Consider the following 17903-nt stretch of genomic DNA (forward strand, 5'->3'; position numbering starts at 1 on the left):
GCCTCGGCTCACGCCATCGCCGCCATCAGCTCGCGCCCGACCAGCATGCGCCGGATTTCCGAGGTGCCGGCGCCGATCTCCATCAGCTTGGCGTCGCGGAACAGCCGCGCCACCGGCGCATCGGAAAGGAAGCCCGCCCCGCCCATCGCCTGCACCGCCTGGTGCGCCTGCACCATGGCCTGTTCCGAGGCGTAGAGACAGCAGGCAGCGGCGTCCTGCCGCGTCACCTGTCCCCGGTCGCAGGCCTTGGCGACCTCGTAGACATAGGCGCGGGCCGAGTTCATCGCCGTGTACATGTCGGCGATCTTGCCCTGCATCAGCTGAAAGCTCCCGATCGGCTGGCCGAACTGCCTGCGCTCGGCCATGTAGGGCATGATCTCGTCAAGGCAGGCCGCCATGATGCCGAGGCCGATGCCTGCCAGCACCACGCGTTCATAATCCAGCCCCGACATCAGCACGCGCACGCCCTTGCCCTCTTCGCCCAGCACGTTGTCGAACGGCACCTCGACATCCTCGAAGATCAGCTCGGCGGTGTTCGACCCGCGCATCCCCAGCTTGTCGAAATGCTTGCTGGTGGAAAACCCCTTCATCGACTTCTCGATCAGAAAGGCGGTGATGCCCTTGGCCCCGGCCTCGGGATCGGTCTTGGCATAGACCACCAGCGTATCGGCGTCCGGGCCGTTGGTGATCCAGTACTTGTTGCCGTTCAGCACGTAGCGGTCGTTGCGCTTTTCGGCGCGCAGCTTCATGCCGACCACGTCCGACCCGGCCCCCGGCTCGGACATGGCCAACGCGCCGACGTGTTCGCCCGAGATCAGCCCGGGCAGGTACTTCTGCCGCTGCGCCTCGGTGCCGTTCAGCTTGACCTGGTTCACGCAGAGGTTGGAATGCGCGCCGTAGGACAGCGAGACCGAGGCCGAGGCCCGCGCCACCTCCTCGACCGCGACGGTATGCGCGAGATAGCCCATGCCCGCGCCGCCGTATTGCTCGGGGACCGTGATGCCCAGGAGGCCCAGTTCGCCCATCTCGCGCCAGAGCGGCGCGGGAAACTCGTTGCTGCGGTCGATCTCGGCGGCCATCGGCTTGACCCGCTCCTGCGCCCACTTGTGCACCATCTCGCGCAGGGCCTGGACGTCCTCGCCCAGATCGAATGTCATCGTCGCCAGAAACACGCCCGCCCCTCCCAAAGTAATGAACGCTTGTTCATTTAACGGCTTTGACCGAGTCGGGTCAATGGGTTTGCACGCGGGGTTTGTACGCGGCGAACGGCGGCCCCCTGCGCGGGGGCCGCCTGGCCGGTGGTCCGTCTGTGCGGTGCGCCGCGGGGTCAGCGCAGGATGTAGACAATCCTGCGGGTGTCGGGATCGACCACGGTCACCGTGTTGTTGAGCGCGATATAGGCATAATCGCTGTCCGGGATCGGCACCAGCTCGGCCTCGCCCTCCAGCGTGGCGCCGACGACCACCTCGCCCTCGGCATAGACCGGGTCGAGCGGGTTCTCGTGGATGTAGGTGATCGTGCGCTCTTCGACATCGGCCGAGGCGCCGAGACCGCCGCCCAGCATCGCGCCGCCGACGATGGCGAGCGGACCGCCCAACAGCGCCGCACCGGCGACGGCGCCGGTCAGGGCACCGACGGCAGCCCCCTCCTCGCCGCCGGTCGTGTAGGTCACCGTGCCCACCTGCAGTTCCGAGGCCGGATCGTAGATCGGCAGCGGCGCCACCAGCGAGGCCGTCAGGTAGTCGCCATAGGCCCAGCCCTCCTGCCCGTCGTGGATGACCTTGCACCAGTTCGCCTCCGGCAGGCAGCCCACGACATCTGTCGCGGCCTCGGCGTCGATCACACCCAGCACCTCGTATTGCGGGCCGGGCCCGGCGCGCAGGTTGAGGTCGGTGACGGCATAGCCGACGGCGGCCTGGGCTGCGCCGGCGGTGGTCAGGGCAATGGCCGAAACGGCCGCAAGAATACGGGTTCTCATCACAAGTCTCCTTGGTTTTCAGTCACATGCCGACAACACGCCCCGGACCGTGAAGTTCCGTGAGGGTGCCCCGTGGCTGCGCGGATCACCGCCGACGCGCGGGGTGTCGCGGGCCGGACGATCACCGCTTGACCCCCCGCGCGCGGCTGTCCTAATGGCGCCATGACCATGACCGCCCCTGTCTCTCATGCCCCGCTCTGGCTGCTGATCCTGTTGCAGGCCGCCATCTCCGCCGCCAGCATGGTGGTCGAAATCGTCGCCGGGCGGATGATCGCCCCCTATGTCGGGATGAGCCTCTACACCTGGACCGCGATCATCGCCGTGGTGCTGGCGGGGCTGTCGGCGGGCCACTGGTGGGGCGGGCGGATCGCCGCGCAGGACACCGGCCGCGCGCTGCGACAGGCCGGCTGGACCATGGTCGCTGCCGCGCTGGCCACCGCCGCCGCGTCGCTGCTGCTGCGCGCCACGGCGGGGCCGGTGCTGAACAGCCTCGCCCATCCCATCGCCGCGATCACCGCGCTGAGCGCGCTGGCCTTCTTCCTGCCCTCGCTCTTTGCCGGGGTGCCCGCGCCGGTGCTGACCGTCGCCGCCATGCGCGGCCGCGACCAATCGGAACGCGCGCTGGGGGCGATGTTCGCCGCCGGCGCCATGGGCGCCATCGCCGGCACCCTGCTGGCGGGATTTCTCTTTGTCGCCTGGCTGGGCTCGGTGGCGACGCTGGCGGTGATCGCCGCGGTCTACGCACTGGCGGCGCTGGTCTGCTTCCGGCTGGGCCGGGCGGCGCGTGGCGAAACCACGCTGGCGCTCGGCGCGCTGGCGGGGGCGATGCTGACCGCCACCGCAGCCCTGACCCAGCCCGCCGTCTGCGACCGTGAAAGCGGCTACTACTGCCTGCGCACCGTCGCCCTGTCGGACGACCCGAACGCGCCGGTCAACCTGATGGTGCTGGATCACCTCGCCCACGGCATCAGCGCCCGCAACGACCCGCGCGTGATGTTCACCGATCACACCGCCATGCTGGACGCGCTGCCCCGGATGCGCATGGGCGACCGGGCGTTCAGCTCCTTTCACATCGGCGGCGGCTCCTACTCGGTGCCGCGCGCCTGGGCCGACCGCGGCATGACCCAGATCACCGTCGCCGAGATCGACCCCGAGGTGACGCGCAAGGCTGTGGCCGAGTTCTGGTTCGACCCGGCCAGCGCCACGGTCCTGCACCGCGACGCCCGCATCAGCCTGCACGACGATCCGCAGCGCTACGACGTCATCGTCGGCGACGCCTTCACCGACATCGCCGTACCGCAGCACCTGATCACGCGCGAATTCTTTGCCCTGGTCGCCGATCGCCTCGCGCCCGGCGGCGTCTACGCCATGAACCTGATCGACAATGCGGACCGGCTGGACGCGCTGGCCGCCGTGGTCACCACCCTGCGCGCGGTCTTCCCCTCGGTCGAGGTCTGGACCGAGGCGCGCCCGCCGCAGCCGGGCGAGAGGCGCATCTTCGTGTTGCTGGCCGGCGCGCAGGACAGCCCGGTCTCCAGCGTCACCACCCCCGCACCCGAACCGAAACGCTTTGCCGCGCTCGACCCCGCCTTTGTGGCGGCGATCCTGGCCCGCACCGCGCCACGGGTGCTGACCGACGACCACGCCCCGATCAGCCGGCTGATGGGCCTCGACCCGGTCATCGATTGAGCGCCTCGCCGCGCGCCGGTGTCTTCCGGCCGCAGGTATCCCGGGGGGCAAAACCGCCCTCCGGCTCTTGCCCCCGCCCCGGCCTGCACCGTACCAAGGCCCTGTAGACAACGGACCCGAGGCACCATGGACCGGCAGGCATACGAGGCGGAACTGGCCCGCGCCGACACGGCGCTGGCAGGCGGCGCGGCCCCCGAGGCGGCGGCGCGGCTGGATGCCCTGCCCGAACGCTGGGCCTTTGCGCCCGAAACCCTGCACCTGCGCCACCGGCTGTTCCGGCGCGGCCAGCCCGCCCTGCTGGCGCGTCCGCTGCCGCCCGAGGCGGCGCAGCGACTCTCGGCGCTGCTCAATACCCGCCGGCTGGACGCCGCCGTGACGCTGGCGCGCAGCCTTGCCGCCGCGCATCCGCAGGCCGCCACCCCGCACGAGGCCCTGGCCCTGGCCTACAACGCCGCGCGCCGCTTTCCGCTGGCCTACAACGCCGCGCGCGAGGCGCTGGTGCGCGCCCCTGACCGCGCCGCGCTCTACCGCGAACTGGCGCTGGCACTCTATGAAACCGGCCGTTTCGAGGCGATGCAGGCCCCCGCCCGCCACGCCGCCGAGGCGCTGCCCGACGATCCGCAGGCGCAGCGCATGGGCGCGGTGGCCGCGCTGATCCACGGCGACCGCGACACCGCGCGCGACCGCTACGGCCGCCTTGCCGCCCTTGTCCCGGAAAACGGCGCGGCGCATCGCGGCTATGCCGAACTGCACCGCTACACCGACCGTTCCGACCCGCACCTGAAGAAGATGCTGAAGATCCTGAAGTCCGGCAAACCCACCCCTGCCGAACAGCTGGAGTTCCACTTTGCCCTCGGCAAGGCCTATGCCGACCTCGGCCAGGCCGACGCCGCCTTTGACCACTACGCGCGCGGAAACGCGCAGAAAAAGGCGCTGCATGACCTCGGGGTCGACAAGGACCGGCAGGACTGCGCCGCGGTCAGGGCCGCCCTGCCCGCCTTTTACCCCGCCCCGGCAGATGCCCAGGCGGACCCGGTGCCGATCCTGATCGTCGGGCTGCCGCGCTCGGGCACCACGCTGACCGAAAGCATCCTGGCAGCACACCCGCAGGTCGCCACCGCCGGGGAACTGCCCTACCTGCGCCAGCACCTGCTGCCGCTCCTGCGGGCGGGCACACCGCCCGACCCGGCGCAGCTGGACAAGGTCCGCAAGGGCTATCTCGAGACGCTGCGCGCCGCGTCCGGGGGCAAGGCCTGCGTCATCGACAAGATGCCCGCCAACTTCGTGCTGGCCGGTCCGCTGGCCCGGCTGATCCCCCAGGCGCGCATCGTCGCCATGCACCGCGCGCCGGTGGCGCTGGGCTGGTCGGTGTTCCGCCAGTGCTTTGTCCGCACCGGCAACGGCTTTGCCTACGACCTGCGCGACATCGCCGATTACATGGCCCTCTACCGGGACATGCTGGACACCTGCGAAACCAGCGGCATCGCCCTGCACCGGCTGGACTACGCCACGCTCACGGACCGGCCCGAAGAGACCGTCGCCGCGCTGTTGCAGGCGCTGGACCTGCCCTGGGATGCGGCCTGCCTCGATTTCGCCGGGTCCGGCCGCGCCGTCGCCACCGCCAGCGCGCTCCAGGTGCGCGGCGGCATCTACCGCGGCAGCGACGAGGACTGGCGCCCCTATGCGGCGCATCTTGGCCCCCTGGTTTCCCGCCTCAGGGACAACGGCCTGATCTGACCGGCGGTCCGCCGGGGCGCTCTTGGCTTCGGACTAGTCCGCGTAGGTCACTTCGGTCCGCAGGTCGGGCCGCCGCGTCCAGTCCCAGTAGAGCGCGTTCAGCCGGTCCGCCACGGGGCCCGGACGCCCGTTGCCGAACAGCCGGTCATCGACTCGCGTCACCGGCAGCACGCCCCCGCCCGAGGAGGACAGGAACACCTCGTCGGCCTCCAGGAATTCCTCCAGCGGCAGCGCCCGTTCCTCGGTCTTCAGCCCGATCGCGCGCGCCATCTCCAGCGCGGTGCGCCGGGTGATCCCCTGAAGCACGCCCAGGTCGGGGGTTACCACCGTGTCGCCCTTGACCGCAAAGGCGTTGAAGCCCGGCCCCTCGGTCACGTTGCCGGCGTGATCGCACAGCAGAACGGTCTCGAAGCCCGCATCCTTGGCCTCGAACAGCCCGGCGGTGAAATCGCCCCAATGATAATTCTTGGCCCTCGGGTCGACGCTGTCGCGCGGGATCCGCCGCACCGCCTTGCCGATCCAGACCGACGCGCCGGCCTCCAGCACTTCGGGGCGGATCACGTGCACGTAGGGGACGACCCAGGAATAGAAGTGGTTGACGCAATCGCGCGGGTCGCGCGTACCGGGGACGCGCGGGGTGCCGCGCGCCACGACCATCGCGCAATAGGCATCCCGCAGACCGGAGGCCGCGACGATGGCGGCCAGCGCCGCGCGGATCTCGTCCCGCCCCTCCGGGACCTGGTAACGCCCCGCCGCGATGGAGGCCAGGAAACGGTCGAGGTAATCGTCCAGCCGGAAAAACGCCCCCGCGACCACCGGCACCACGTCGTAGACGATGTCGGAATGGGTCAGGCCCCAGTCGGTCACGCCGATCCTGGCCTCCGAGATCGGGATCACCTCGCCCTGCATCCAGGCCGCGCCGGCGGCGAGGGCGTTCATGCGCTCTGCCCCTGGAACACGGCGCCCACCTCGGCGCGGATGATGCGGGCGATCAGCGCGCAGTCCTCCAGGCTGAAGGTCAGTGGCAGACGCATGTCCAGCAGGCCGCGCAGGATGCGGTCGGTCTGCGGCATCGGCTGGGAGGGGGCATAGCGCCAGCTGTCGTAGCGCGAGGTAAAGCCGGTGGGCTCGGCCCCGCCGAACCACTTCAGCTCAACCCCGCGCGCCGCGCAGCGCCTCAGCACCTCCTGCACCGCTGCCCCCGGCCAGTCCGGCAGCAGGAACTGGATCGACGAGCCGACATAGCGTTCGGCCTCGGGCCGGACCGGCAGGCGCAGGCCGGGCGTGCCGCGCAGCCCCTGCTCGACCGTGCGGTAACGGTCGTTCCAGCGGTCGACCTGGGTATCCAGGGCGCGCAGCTGCGGCCGCAGGATCGCCGCGCGCAGGTTGTCCATCCGGCCCGAAACATTGGGGGTGACGTATTTCACCCGCTCGAAAACCTCGGGCGGCGGTCCGGCCAGGTGGCGTTCGTACAGCATGTAGGAACCGGACAGCACGATCGCGCGGGCCGCGACCTCGGCATCGTCGGTCACCAGCAGCCCGCCTTCGCCGGAATTGACGTGCTTGTAGGTCTGCATGGAATAACAGCCCACCAGCCCGTGCCGCCCGGAGGGCACGCCGTTCCAGGCCGCGCCCATGGTGTGGGCGCAATCCTCGATCACGGTGATCCCGGCCCGCGAGCAGATCGCCATGAGGCGGTCCATGTCGCACAGGTGCCCGCGCATGTGGCTGAGCATCAGCACGCTTGTCCCGTCGACCTTGGCCTCCAGGTCATCGAGGTCGATCACCAGGTCCTCGGTCACGCCGACGAACACCGGCACCGCGCCGACGCTTGCGATGGCGCCGGGCACCGGGGCCAGGGTAAAGGCGTTGGTCAGCACCTTGTCGCCGGGGCGCACGCCGACCGCGCGCAAGGCACAGCCCAGCGCATAACCACCCGAGGCCACGGCGAGGCAGTAGCGCGCGCCGGTCAGGGCAGCGAATTCCTGTTCCAGTATAGCGGCATGCGCGGTCTCACCGGGGACGGTGTTGTAGCGGTGCAGACGCCCGCCGCGCAGCACCTCGACGGCGGCGGCGATGGCCTCCTCGGGAATCGGTTCCTGCTGGGTGAAACTGCCGGTGAAACGCTCTGTCATGCGTCCGTTTTGGCGCAGGGCGGCGGCGCGGGTCAATCCATTCGCGACCGTGCGCGCACGGTCCGCGTCGCTTTCCGCCCGCACCGGGCACCGGCGCGCGCCTAGTCTGGCGGCATGACACCGATCTCGTTCCTTCATGACCTGACTTGGGACGACCTGCCCGACCTCGTCCGGGCGCGGGCCAGGGCCTGCCTGCTGGACCTGCTGGGCGTCGCCGCCGGAGGCCTGGGCACAAGGCTGTCGCGGATCATCCGCGACCATGCGGCCGAGGACATGCCCGGACCCATGCCGCTGCTGTTCGACGGGCGCAGCGCCGCCCCCGCGGCGGCGGCCATGGCCATGGGCATGACCATCGACAGCCTCGACGGGCACGACGGCTACAACCCCGCCAAAGGGCATATCGGCTGCCCGCTGCTGCCCGCGCTGCTGGTCTTTGGCCACCAGCGCGCGGTCTCGGGGCAGGAGGTCCTGACCACGCTGGTCATGGGCTATGAATTCGGCGCGCGCGTCTCCGAGGCGCAGCACGCCACCTGCCCGGACTATCACACCTCGGGCAGCTGGGGCGCGGTCACGGCGGCGGCGGCGGGGGCGCGGCTGTGCGGGCTGTCGCCCGAGGTGACGCGGCACGCGCTGGGCATCGCCGAATATCACGGGCCGCGCAGTCAGATGATGCGCTGCATCGACGATCCCACCATGGTCAAGGACGGCTCGGGCTGGGGCGCGCTCTGCGGCGTCTCGGCGGTGCAGCTGGCGGCGCGCGGCTTTACCGGCGCGCCGGCGATCACGGTGGAGGATGCGCCCGGCGCCTGGACCGGGCTGGGCACGGACTGGCGCATCCTCAAGCAGTATTTCAAGCCCTACCCGGTCTGCCGCTGGGCCCAGGCGCCCATCGAGGGCGTGCTGGCGCTGCGCCGGGCGCATGGGGTGACGGCGGCGCAGGTCGACCGGATCGAGGTGGAAAGCTTTCACGAGGCGATCCGGCTGGCCACGGCCCGCCCTGTCACCACCGAGGAGGCGCAGTATTCCACGTCCTTTCCGTGCGCGGTGGCCATGGTGCGCGGCGATGTGCGGCCCGAAGACATCGACGGCGACGCCCTGTGCGACCCGGAGGTGCTGCGCCTGTCCGAAGGGCTGGTGATGACCGAGGCGGCGGAGGCCAACCGCGTCTTTCCGGGCACGCGGCTGGCGCGGGTGACGCTGGTGCTGCGCGATGGGCAGCGGTTAACGGGCGACTGGATGACGCCGCGCTGGGACTGGCAGGACCCGCCCTCGGACGTCGAACTGGTCGACAAGTTCCACGCGCTGGCCGACCCGGTGCTGGGGCGCGACCGGGCAAGCGCGATCCACGCCGCCATCGAAGGACTGGAGCACACACCCCTGAGCGATCTGACCGCGCTGCTGTTTCGCGCGGTGTGACGCCGATAGCAGCGGCAGGTCAGCCTATTCCGGGCTGATGACGCATCAACCGATCAGGCGCGCAACGGTCGGGGCAAGCTCGTCGAAATGGTCGATCACCGCCTCGGGGTTCAGGTCCAGCACGGCGCGGCCTTCGGGCGCGAAGGTCACCAGCACGCAGGGCACGCGGGCGGCGGCGGCGGTCTTGCGGTCGGTGTCGCTGTCGCCCACCAGCAGCGAGGCGCCGCGCGCGCCGCCGCAGCCGTCCACCGCCGCCCAGTAGGGCGCGACGTCGGGCTTGCGCGTGGGCAGGGTGTCGGCGCCGATCATCGAGCCGAACAGGCCGCGCACGCCCAGCCGGGTCAGCAGGGTTTCGGCCAGGCCTTCCGGTTTGTTGGTGCAGACACCCACGGCATAGTCGGCGCGGCGCAGGTCTTCGACCGCCGCGACCGCGCCGTCATAGAGCTTGGTATGCACGTCAAGCGCCTGCCCATAGGCGTCGAGCAGGTGGGGATACCAGGCCTCGACCTCAGCCTCGGTATGGCGGCCCTCGCGGGTCAGACCCTCGGTCAACATCCGCTTGCCGCCGCGCAGGGCGATGCCGGCATCGGCCAGCGGATCGAGCCGGGTGGCGATGCCCATGCCTTCGAAACAGGCGTTCGCGGCGGCGATGAGATCGCCGCTGGTGTCGGCCAGGGTGCCGTCGAGATCGAAAATGACGCATTTGCGCATCGGCTGGTCCTTCTGTCACATGCCGCAATCCGACGTGAACCGCCCGGCCTTGCACCACTGAACCAACCCGATAAAACGGACAGGAAAAAGAGGCAATTCCGGAGCAGCCCATGAACAGCGCCCTGATCGTCCTGGCTGCGGGCCAGGGCACCCGCATGAAATCGGACAGGCCCAAGGTGCTGCACTGCGTCGCCGGTGCCCCGCTGCTGTGGCACGCGCTGCGCGCCGGTGCCGCGCTGGAACCGGAGCGCTGCGTCGTCGTGGCGGGCCACGGGTACGACGCGGTCAAGGCCGCGGTCGAGGAGTATGACCCCGACATATCCGTCGTCCTGCAAGCCGAACAGCTGGGCACCGGCCACGCGGTGGCGCAGGCGCTGCCCGCGCTGGACGGCTTCGAGGGCGATGCCTACGTGCTCTATGGCGACACGCCGTTCATCTCGGGTGAGACGCTGGAGGCGATGCGCACCGCGCGCGCGCGGTTCGACGTGGTCGTTCTGGGCTTCGAGGCCGCCGATCCGGCGCGCTATGGCCGGCTGGTGATGCAGGGCGAGGCGCTGGAACGGATCGTCGAGTTCAAGGACGCCTCCGAAGACGAGCGGGCCATCACCCTGTGCAACTCGGGCGTCATGGCGATGGATGCGGGCGTCTTGCGCGGCCTGCTGGACAAGGTCGGCAACGACAATGCCTCGGGTGAATACTACCTGACGGACGTGGTCGGGCTGGCGCGCGCGGCGGGGTTGAGCGCCACCGCCGTCTCCTGCGCCGAGGCCGAGACCATGGGCGTGAACTCGCGCGAGGACCTGGCGCGGGCCGAGGCGGCATTCCAGGCGCGGGCGCGAGCCGAACTGCTGGACATCGGCGTCACGATTCAGGCGCCCGAGACGGTGCACCTGGGCTGGGACACCCATATCGGCCGCGATGCCGAGATCGAGCCCATGGTGGTCTTTGGCCCCGGGGTCACGGTCGAATCAGGCGCGCGCATTCGGGCGTTTTCGCACCTCGAAGGCTGCCATGTCAGTCGCGGCGCGGTGGTCGGCCCCTATGCGCGACTGCGCCCCGGGGCGGAGCTGTCCGAGGACGTGCACATCGGCAATTTCGTCGAGATCAAGAACGCGACCCTGGCCGAGGGCGTCAAGGCGAACCACCTCAGCTATATCGGCGACGCCGAGATCGGCGAACGGACCAACATCGGCGCCGGCACCATCACCTGCAACTACGACGGCGTGTTCAAGCACCGCACCGTGATCGGCAAGCGCGCCTTTATCGGCTCGGACACCATGCTGGTGGCGCCGGTGACGCTGGGCGACGGCGCGATGACGGGCTCCGGCTCGGTCATCACGGCGGACGTGCCGGCGGGCGCGCTGGCGCTGGGCCGGGCGCGGCAGGAGGTCAAGCCGGGCTTTGCGACGCGGCTGATGGACATGCTGCGGGCCAAGAAGGCAAAGCAGAAACAGGATGCGGTCTGACCGCGCCGCAGGTTTTCGGGCAAGGGATTTGGGATCATGTGTGGAATAGTCGGCATCCTGGGCGAACACGAGGTTGCGCCCCAACTGGTCGAGGCGCTGCGGCGGCTGGAATACCGCGGCTATGACAGCGCGGGCATCGCGACGGTGCACAAGGGGCAGCTGGACCGCCGCCGCGCCATGGGCAAGCTGGTGAACCTGTCGGACCTGCTGGTGCACGAACCGCTGGCGGGCAAGTCGGGGATCGGCCACACCCGCTGGGCGACCCATGGCCAGCCCTCGACCGACAACGCGCATCCGCACCGCTCCGGCCCCGTCGCGGTGGTGCACAACGGCATCATCGAGAACTACAAGGAGCTGCGCGCCGAGGTGGCCGCCGCCGCCGGGCTGCACCCGCAGACCGAGACCGACACCGAGACCATCGCCCTGCTGACCCATCACCTGATGCAGACCGGGCTGGGCCCGGTCGAGGCGGCGATGGCCTGCATCGACAAGCTGGACGGCGCCTTTGCGCTGGCCTTCCTGTTCGACGGCGAGGAGGACCTGATGGTCGCCGCGCGCAAGGGCTCGCCGCTGGCGATCGGGCATGGCGAGGGCGAGATGTACGTCGGCTCGGACGCCATCGCGCTGGCGCCCTTGACGCCGCACATCACCTACCTGGAGGAAGGCGACCGCGCGGTGCTGACCCGCACCGGGGTGACGATCCGCGATGCCAAGGGGCGGCTGGTCAACCGCGAGATGCGCACCGTGCAGATGGACGCCGCCCGCGTCGACAAGGCCGGCTACAAGCATTTCATGGCCAAGGAGATCGCCGAGCAGCCGCGTGTGTTGTCGAACGCGCTGAACGCCTACCTGACCGAAGAGGGCATCGCCCTGCCCGACCCGGGCATCGATTTTACCCGGATCGACCGGCTGACCATGGTGGCCTGCGGCACCGCCTTCTACGCCTGCCTGACCGCGAAATACTGGTTCGAGCAGCTGGCCGGGATGCCGGTGGAGGTCGATATCGCCTCGGAATTCCGCTACCGCGAACCGCCGATCATGCCGCGCACGGCGGCGCTGTTCGTTTCGCAATCGGGCGAGACGGCCGACACGCTGGCGGCGCTGCGCTACTGCCGGGGCAAGGCGGACAAGATCTATTCCGTGGTCAACGTGCCCAACAGCTCGATCGCGCGCGAAAGCGACCTGGCCCTGCCGATCCACGCCGGGGTGGAGATCGGCGTCGCCTCGACCAAGGCGTTCACCTGTCAGCTCAACGTGCTGCTGCTGCTGGCGCTGAAGGCGGCGGAGGCGCGCGGCCGGCTGACGCGTGAGGCGCGCGACGAGATACTGACCGCGCTGCGGGCGCTGCCGGGGACGTTCAACGCGGCGCTCGACCGCGACGAGGTGATCGCCGGCGTCGCCCGGCGGCTGGCCGAGGCGCGCGACATCCTGTTCCTGGGGCGCGGGCTGATGTATCCCCTGGCGCTGGAAGGCGCGCTGAAACTCAAGGAAATCAGCTATATCCACGCCGAAGCTTATGCGTCTGGCGAGCTGAAGCATGGTCCCATCGCGCTGATCGACAAGCATGTCCCGGTGGTCGTCATGGCCCCCAGGGATGCGCTGTTCGAAAAGACCGTGTCGAACATGCAGGAGGTCATGGCGCGCGGCGGCCGGGTCTGCCTGATCACCGACAGCGAAGGCGCGGCCGCCGCCGGGCAGGACGTCTGGCGGGTGATCCAGATGCCAAAGGTGCCGGACGTGCTGACGCCGATCCTCTATGCCCTGCCGGCGCAACTGCTGGCCTACCACACTGCCATCGCCAAGGGCACTGACGTGGACCAGCCGCGCAACCTGGCGAAATCGGTGACGGTGGAGTGAGATGGCAACGCAATACCCCGGTCTGACCGAGGCGCTGACGCGCTTCGTCGCGGCGCAGCACATCTTTTTCGTCGCCACGGCGGCCGAGGACGGGCGGGTGAACCTGTCGCCCAAGGGGATGGACAGCCTGCGGGTGCTGGGACCGAACCGTGTGGTGTGGCGCAACCTGACCGGCAGCGGCAACGAGACGGCGGGCCACCTCGCCCGCGTCAACCGCATGACGCTGATGTGGTGCGGCTTTGAACGCCAGCCGATGATCCTGCGCGCCTATGGCGCGGCCAAGGTGCTGCACCTGCGCGATGACGGATTCGCGGAGCTGAACGCCCGGTTCCCGGCCTCGGTCGGGGTGCGGCAGGTCTACGACGTGACGCTGGAGATGGTGCAAAGCTCCTGCGGCTACGCGGTGCCCCACTTCGATTATGCCGGGGAGCGTGATACGCTGGCCGAATGGACCGAGCGCAAGGGACCGGACGGCATCCGCGCCTACTGGGACGAGAGGAACCGAGTTACCATCGACGGGATGCCCACCGGCGTTCTGCCGGAATGAGCGGGCGCCAAGGTTTGACGGCGGTCGGGGGCTCTGCCCCCGTCTCCCTTCGGTCGACTCCCCCGGGATATTTGTGGCCAGAAGAAACGCGGGGCGCGGCGCATGACGGTTGACGAGGCGCTGGATCTGTTGCGGGCGGCCGGGGATGTTCGGCGGGCGGCGGGATCGGCCGCCTACCACAAGGCGGCGCGCGTCTACCTGGGCGTGCCGAACCCGGTGTTGAACGATTTCGCCCGCGACTGGCGGCCCGGGATGGACCTGGAGGCGCGGATCGCGCTGGCGGACGGGCTGTGGCGGAGCGACATCCACGAGGCGCGGATCCTGGCGGCCAAGCTGCTGACGCAGGCGCGCATTCGGCCGGACGACGCGCCGGTTTGGCGGCTGATCTGTTCCTGGGCGCCGGAGTTCGACGGCTGGGCCGTTGCGGACCACGCCTGCATGGCGGGCCAGCGCCGGGTGATGGCGGACCTGTCACGGCTGGACGAGGTCGAAGGCTGGACCCGCAGCGACCACATGTGGACCCGGCGCGCGGCGCTGGTGATCACCCTGCCGCTGGCGAAACTGACCTTTCCCAAGCCCGAAGAAGTGGCGGCGCGGGACCGGGTGCTGGGCTGGGCGGCGGGCTATGTGCCCGACCGCGACTGGTTCATACAGAAGGCGGTGGCCTGGTGGATCCGTGACCTGTCCAAGCACGACGCGCCCGCGGCACGCGATTTCCTTGTGTCCCATGGCGCGGGGCTGAAAGCCTTTGCCCGCAAGGAGGCGGGCAAGTACCTGCGCGGCTAGCCGCCGGCGAACACCCGCAGCGTCGGCAGGGCGGTGAGCGGCGCCTCGACCAGCCGCATCGCGGCCAGCGACAGGCGGCTGCCGGCGGTGGGCGGGCCGTCGATCGGGATCAGGTCGACCTGGGCGGACTTGCCCGTCGCGGGGTTCAGCACCCGGCCCTTCTGCGGCGCACTGACCAGCGGCGTTTCCAGCCAGAAGCCGGGGCGCACCGGGTCGCCCAGGCTGGCCACCGTTTCGCCCAGCAGCTTTTCGGCGGCAGCGGCGGGCGCGGCGGCGGCCTTGCGACGTTCTTCGGCGGTGGTGGTGTCGAACTGCTCGGCGGTGCGGGCGTTGGGCGGCGGCTGGCGCGCGTCGACCGCCTCCGGCCGGGCCTGCGGCCGCGTGGTGCCGGGCGGCGGGGTGGCATCGGCGCGCGCGGCCTCCTTGCCGAAGGGCAGCTTGCCGCAGCTTGCGAGGGTCAGCCCCGCAAGGATGACAACCATGGTCGTGAGACTCCGCACCGGGCACCTCCCTGAGACTATTGTATGGCAAGACCCACTATTGCCGAAATTGCGACCGGGGACTAGTGTTGCCCGCATGACAGCCCCGCTCATAGATCCGTTCCGCCGCCCGATCTCCTATCTTCGGGTCTCCGTCACCGACCGCTGCGATTTCCGCTGCGTGTACTGCATGTCGGAGAACATGACATTCCTGCCGAAGAAGGAGCTTCTGACGCTCGAAGAGCTTGATCGCATGTGTTCGACCTTCATTCTACTGGGGGTGGAAAAACTGCGGATCACCGGCGGGGAACCGCTGGTCCGGCGCGATATCATGACGTTTTTCCGCCGCATGACGCGGCACCTGGAGGCCGGCGCGCTCAAGGAGCTGACGCTGACGACCAACGGCTCGCAGCTGGAGCGGTTCGCCGGGGACCTCCACGAGGCTGGCGTGCGGCGGGTCAACGTCTCGCTCGACACGCTGGACGAGAAGAAGTTCGCCGACATCACGCGCTGGGGGCGGCTGCCGCAGGTGATGAAGGGGCTGGACGCGGCGCAGGCGGCCGGTCTGCGGGTCAAGATCAACGCGGTGGCGCTGAAGGGCTTCAACGAGGACGAGCTGATCGCCATGACCGAATGGTGCGCCGAGCGGGACCTCGACCTGACCTGGATCGAGGTCATGCCGATGGGCGACATCGGCAACGAGGACCGGCTGGACCAGTACTGGAAGCTCTCGGACCTGCGCAAGCGGTTGGCCGAGCACTACACCCTGACCGACCTGCCGGAACGCACCGGCGGCCCGGCGCGCTATGTGCGGCTGGAGGAGACGGGGCAGAAGATCGGCTTCATCACGCCGCTCACGCACAACTTCTGCGAAAGCTGCAACCGTGTGCGCCTGACCTGCACGGGTGAGTTGTTCATGTGCCTCGGGCAGGAGGACAACGCCGACCTGCGTTCGGCCCTGCGCAATTTCCCGGGCGACGACGCACCGCTGGAACAGGCCATTCGCGCCGCCATCGACCGCAAGCCCAAGGGGCATGACTTCGACTACTCGCGGCAGACTGTAGACGGGCGCGTGTCGCGGCACATGTCGCACACGGGTGGCTGACGTCTTTCTGGAGGTCGCGCTGAACGGACCCTGGTCGCGCGACCGCCAGCCGCTGATGCCGATTTCGGTCGAGGACCTGGTGGCCGAGGGCCTGGCCTGCGCGGCGCTGGGGGCCGCGGTGATCCACCTGCATGTCTACGATCCTGCGACGGGGCGCCAATTCGAGGATTTCGACGCCTACGCGCGGGTGATCGAGGGCATCCGCGCGCAGGCGGACGTGATCGTCTACCCGACCTTGCCGCTGGCCGGGTCAGCCGACGCCATTGCGCCGATGCGCCCAGAAGAGAGATTCGCGACGGTCGAGGCGCTGGCACGCGCGGGGCTGCTGGAGTGGGCGGTGATCGACCCCGGCAGCACCATCCTCGCGTCGCACGCAGAGCTGGCCACGGGCGGCAACGGGTTTCTCTACCGCAACTCGGTCGAGGAATTGCGGCACGGCTTTGCGCTGGCCGCCGAGCACCGGTTTCACCCCAGCTACGCGATCTACGAGCCGGGTTTCCTGCGACTGGGGGCCGAGATGGCATGGCGGGCCGGCTGCCCGGAGCCGGTCTATCGCCTGATGTTCAGTGACGGCTTCACCTTCGGCTTTCCCCCGCGCGTCTATGCGCTGGACGCCTACTGCGCGCTTCTGGACGAGGTGGCCCCCGGGGCGCTGTGGATGAGCGCGGGCTTGCAGGTGGACCTTTCCCCGGTCTTCGACGCGACGCTGGCACGCGGCGGGCACATTCGAGTCGGGCTGGAAGACGCGCCGTTCCACTGCGACACAGGCAACGTGGCGTTGACCGAAGCTGCGGTGGCGCGGATCGTGGCGGCGGGCCACAGCCCCGGATCGGCAGCCGCCTTGCGCGCTCGGCTGGGCTAGGTCGGGCGGCTGATCTGCCCGCCACCCACCGGCGCGGCGACGCCGGTCGTCGAGGGCGCCGAGGTGGGCAGGCCGCGCGCGACGCGCACCGCGAGATAGGCAAAGGCCTGCGCCTCCAGCATGTCGCCGTCCAGCCCCACATCCTCGACCGGTATCACCGGGCAATCCAGCCCTGCGGACAGCATCCGCATCATCACAGGGTTGTGCCGCCCGCCACCGGTGACAAGAAGGCGCTCGGGCGGGCTGGGGCAATGCTCCATCCCCTGCATCACCGCCGCCGCCGCCATGGCCGTCATCGTGGCCGCCGCATCGGCATCCGACAGTTCGCGCACGAGGTCCAGCATCAGCGCGAAATCGTCCCGGTCCAGAGACTTGGGCGGCATCTTGCGGAAAAACGACTCCGCCAGGAACAGCTCCAGCGCGCCCTCCTCCACCCGGCCCTTGCGGGCCAGCGCGCCGTCGCGGTCGCAGTCGAGGCCAAGCCGGTCGGCCACGAGGTCGTTGATGGGCGCGTTGGCCGGGCCGGTGTCGAAGGCCAGCAGCGCGCCCTCGGAATCGGGTTTCGCGGCCGCAGGGTTCACCCAGGTCAGGTTGCCGACGCCGCCAAGGTTGAGAAAGCACAGCGGCCGTTCCGCCCCGATCCAGCGCGCGCAGGCCCAGTGGAAGAAGGGCGCCAGCGGCGCGCCCTCGCCGCCCAGCGCCACGTCGGCCGAACGGAAATCCCAGACCACCGGCTTGCCCAGCGCCTGCGCCAGCGCCGCCCCGTCGCCCAGCTGGTGCGTGCCGCGCCCGCGCGGGTCATGCGCCAGCGTCTGGCCGTGAAACCCCACCAGGTCCGCGTTGGGAAACTGCGCCAGCAGCTCGGCATGGACGTCCTGCACGACGCCCAGCGCCGCCTCCAGCCCCGGCCCCGGCCAGCGCCCGAGGGCAGCGCGCAGCACCGCGCGTTCCTCCGCCGAATAGGCCCGGTAGCCGCAGGTGCCGAAATCGAAAATCCGCTCGCCATCGGTGTGCAGCATCGCCGCGTCGACCCCGTCCAGCGACGTGCCCGACATCGCGCCCAGCGCCCAGATCGCCTGCCCCTTCAACATGCACTTTCCCTCGGCCTTGCCCGTGCTTATACCTGCGCGGCAAA

General features: G+C 70.0%; 16 protein-coding genes. 9 read left to right on the forward strand and 7 right to left on the reverse strand.

Translation table 11 applies throughout. The features are described from left to right. Nucleotides 1-8: 8 nt before the first annotated feature. Together MAA8898_RS04715 and MAA8898_RS04720 are read right to left on the reverse strand one after the other, a co-directional pair. Entirely contained in the window at nt 9-1172 is a 1164-nt protein-coding gene (locus MAA8898_RS04715; RefSeq protein WP_094019817.1) for an isovaleryl-CoA dehydrogenase, read from the reverse strand. Between the two features lie 155 nt (nt 1173-1327). After that, a complete protein-coding gene (locus tag MAA8898_RS04720) occupies nt 1328-1978 on the reverse strand; it encodes a DUF1236 domain-containing protein (protein WP_094019818.1) in 651 nt (216 codons plus the stop codon). Between the two features lie 162 nt (nt 1979-2140). Between MAA8898_RS04720 and MAA8898_RS04725 the strand changes: the two genes are divergently transcribed. Further along, nucleotides 2141-3667: a fused MFS/spermidine synthase gene (locus MAA8898_RS04725; RefSeq protein WP_245853239.1), complete on the forward strand. Its 1527-nt coding sequence runs from the start codon at nt 2141-2143 to the stop codon at nt 3665-3667. 126 nt (nt 3668-3793) lie between these two features. Continuing rightward, a complete protein-coding gene (locus MAA8898_RS04730) occupies nt 3794-5404 on the forward strand; it encodes a tetratricopeptide repeat-containing sulfotransferase family protein (protein WP_094019819.1) in 1611 nt (536 codons plus the stop codon). Between the two features lie 33 nt (nt 5405-5437). Here the strand turns inward: MAA8898_RS04730 and MAA8898_RS04735 are convergent, their stop codons facing one another. Continuing rightward, nucleotides 5438-6343: an aminotransferase class IV gene (locus MAA8898_RS04735; RefSeq protein ID WP_094019820.1), complete on the reverse strand. Its 906-nt coding sequence runs from the start codon at nt 6341-6343 to the stop codon at nt 5438-5440. Further along, nucleotides 6340-7539 carry a DegT/DnrJ/EryC1/StrS family aminotransferase gene (locus MAA8898_RS04740; RefSeq protein ID WP_094020012.1) on the reverse strand — a complete coding sequence of 400 codons (1200 nt, stop codon included), beginning with the start codon at nt 7537-7539 and terminating at the stop codon, nt 6340-6342. Before MAA8898_RS04740 ends, MAA8898_RS04735 begins: the two co-directional genes overlap by 4 nt. A gap of 114 nt (nt 7540-7653) precedes the next feature. On the opposite strand from MAA8898_RS04740, the gene MAA8898_RS04745 reads away from it, so the two are divergent. Next, nucleotides 7654-8955, forward strand: coding sequence for an MmgE/PrpD family protein (locus MAA8898_RS04745; RefSeq protein WP_094019821.1), 1302 nt, complete (start codon nt 7654-7656; stop codon nt 8953-8955). A gap of 45 nt (nt 8956-9000) precedes the next feature. Here the strand turns inward: MAA8898_RS04745 and MAA8898_RS04750 are convergent, their stop codons facing one another. Then, a complete protein-coding gene (locus MAA8898_RS04750; RefSeq protein ID WP_094019822.1) occupies nt 9001-9666 on the reverse strand; it encodes an HAD hydrolase-like protein in 666 nt (221 codons plus the stop codon). Between the two features lie 110 nt (nt 9667-9776). On the opposite strand from MAA8898_RS04750, the gene glmU reads away from it, so the two are divergent. The 4 genes from glmU (at nt 9777) to MAA8898_RS04770 (ending at nt 14322) form a co-directional block, all read left to right on the forward strand. Continuing rightward, entirely contained in the window at nt 9777-11132 is a 1356-nt protein-coding gene (gene glmU, locus MAA8898_RS04755; RefSeq protein ID WP_094019823.1) for a bifunctional UDP-N-acetylglucosamine diphosphorylase/glucosamine-1-phosphate N-acetyltransferase GlmU, read from the forward strand. Between the two features lie 36 nt (nt 11133-11168). Then, complete coding sequence (gene glmS / locus MAA8898_RS04760; RefSeq protein WP_094019824.1) at nt 11169-12989, forward strand: glutamine--fructose-6-phosphate transaminase (isomerizing); 1821 nt, start codon at nt 11169-11171, stop codon at nt 12987-12989. A gap of 1 nt (nt 12990) precedes the next feature. Then, nucleotides 12991-13536 carry a pyridoxamine 5'-phosphate oxidase family protein gene (locus tag MAA8898_RS04765; protein ID WP_094019825.1) on the forward strand — a complete coding sequence of 182 codons (546 nt, stop codon included), beginning with the start codon at nt 12991-12993 and terminating at the stop codon, nt 13534-13536. Between the two features lie 102 nt (nt 13537-13638). Continuing rightward, nucleotides 13639-14322 carry a DNA alkylation repair protein gene (locus MAA8898_RS04770; RefSeq protein ID WP_094019826.1) on the forward strand — a complete coding sequence of 228 codons (684 nt, stop codon included), beginning with the start codon at nt 13639-13641 and terminating at the stop codon, nt 14320-14322. Here the strand turns inward: MAA8898_RS04770 and MAA8898_RS04775 are convergent. Beyond that, nucleotides 14319-14804 carry a hypothetical protein gene (locus MAA8898_RS04775; RefSeq protein ID WP_094019827.1) on the reverse strand — a complete coding sequence of 162 codons (486 nt, stop codon included), beginning with the start codon at nt 14802-14804 and terminating at the stop codon, nt 14319-14321. The two genes, MAA8898_RS04770 and MAA8898_RS04775, sit on opposite strands and share 4 nt — an antisense overlap. Before the next feature lie 94 nt (nt 14805-14898). On the opposite strand from MAA8898_RS04775, the gene moaA reads away from it, so the two are divergent. Together moaA and MAA8898_RS04785 are read left to right on the forward strand one after the other, a co-directional pair. Then, nucleotides 14899-15906 carry a GTP 3',8-cyclase MoaA gene (moaA, locus tag MAA8898_RS04780; protein ID WP_094019828.1) on the forward strand — a complete coding sequence of 336 codons (1008 nt, stop codon included), beginning with the start codon at nt 14899-14901 and terminating at the stop codon, nt 15904-15906. Next, nucleotides 15899-16768: a beta-keto acid cleavage family enzyme gene (locus MAA8898_RS04785; RefSeq protein ID WP_094019829.1), complete on the forward strand. Its 870-nt coding sequence runs from the start codon at nt 15899-15901 to the stop codon at nt 16766-16768. The genes moaA and MAA8898_RS04785 overlap by 8 nt, the downstream gene beginning before the upstream one ends. Here MAA8898_RS04785 and MAA8898_RS04790 read toward each other — a convergent pair. Next, nucleotides 16765-17859, reverse strand: a complete 1095-nt coding sequence (locus MAA8898_RS04790) for an anhydro-N-acetylmuramic acid kinase (RefSeq protein WP_094019830.1) — start codon at nt 17857-17859, stop codon at nt 16765-16767. The genes MAA8898_RS04785 and MAA8898_RS04790 overlap by 4 nt on opposite strands. Nucleotides 17860-17903 lie beyond the last annotated feature (44 nt).

The organism is Antarctobacter aquimaris (genome assembly GCF_900184945.1).
GTDB lineage: Bacteria > Pseudomonadota > Alphaproteobacteria > Rhodobacterales > Rhodobacteraceae > Maliponia > Maliponia aquimaris.

Bases quoted from the DNA above. Each gene is read 5' to 3' on its own strand.
- MAA8898_RS04720 (WP_094019818.1), bottom strand. From the start codon at position 1,978: ATGAGAACCCGTATTCTTGCGGCCGTTTCGGCCATTGCCCTGACCACC.
- MAA8898_RS04725 (WP_245853239.1), top strand. From the start codon at position 2,141: ATGACCATGACCGCCCCTGTCTCTCATGCCCCGCTCTGGCTGCTGATC.
- MAA8898_RS04730 (WP_094019819.1), top strand. From the start codon at position 3,794: ATGGACCGGCAGGCATACGAGGCGGAACTGGCCCGCGCCGACACGGCG.
- MAA8898_RS04735 (WP_094019820.1), bottom strand. From the start codon at position 6,343: ATGAACGCCCTCGCCGCCGGCGCGGCCTGGATGCAGGGCGAGGTGATC.
- MAA8898_RS04740 (WP_094020012.1), bottom strand. From the start codon at position 7,539: ATGACAGAGCGTTTCACCGGCAGTTTCACCCAGCAGGAACCGATTCCC.
- MAA8898_RS04745 (WP_094019821.1), top strand. From the start codon at position 7,654: ATGACACCGATCTCGTTCCTTCATGACCTGACTTGGGACGACCTGCCC.
- MAA8898_RS04750 (WP_094019822.1), bottom strand. From the start codon at position 9,666: ATGCGCAAATGCGTCATTTTCGATCTCGACGGCACCCTGGCCGACACC.
- glmU (WP_094019823.1), top strand. From the start codon at position 9,777: ATGAACAGCGCCCTGATCGTCCTGGCTGCGGGCCAGGGCACCCGCATG.
- glmS (WP_094019824.1), top strand. From the start codon at position 11,169: ATGTGTGGAATAGTCGGCATCCTGGGCGAACACGAGGTTGCGCCCCAA.
- MAA8898_RS04765 (WP_094019825.1), top strand. From the start codon at position 12,991: ATGGCAACGCAATACCCCGGTCTGACCGAGGCGCTGACGCGCTTCGTC.
- MAA8898_RS04770 (WP_094019826.1), top strand. From the start codon at position 13,639: ATGACGGTTGACGAGGCGCTGGATCTGTTGCGGGCGGCCGGGGATGTT.
- MAA8898_RS04775 (WP_094019827.1), bottom strand. From the start codon at position 14,804: ATGGTTGTCATCCTTGCGGGGCTGACCCTCGCAAGCTGCGGCAAGCTG.
- moaA (WP_094019828.1), top strand. From the start codon at position 14,899: ATGACAGCCCCGCTCATAGATCCGTTCCGCCGCCCGATCTCCTATCTT.
- MAA8898_RS04790 (WP_094019830.1), bottom strand. From the start codon at position 17,859: ATGTTGAAGGGGCAGGCGATCTGGGCGCTGGGCGCGATGTCGGGCACG.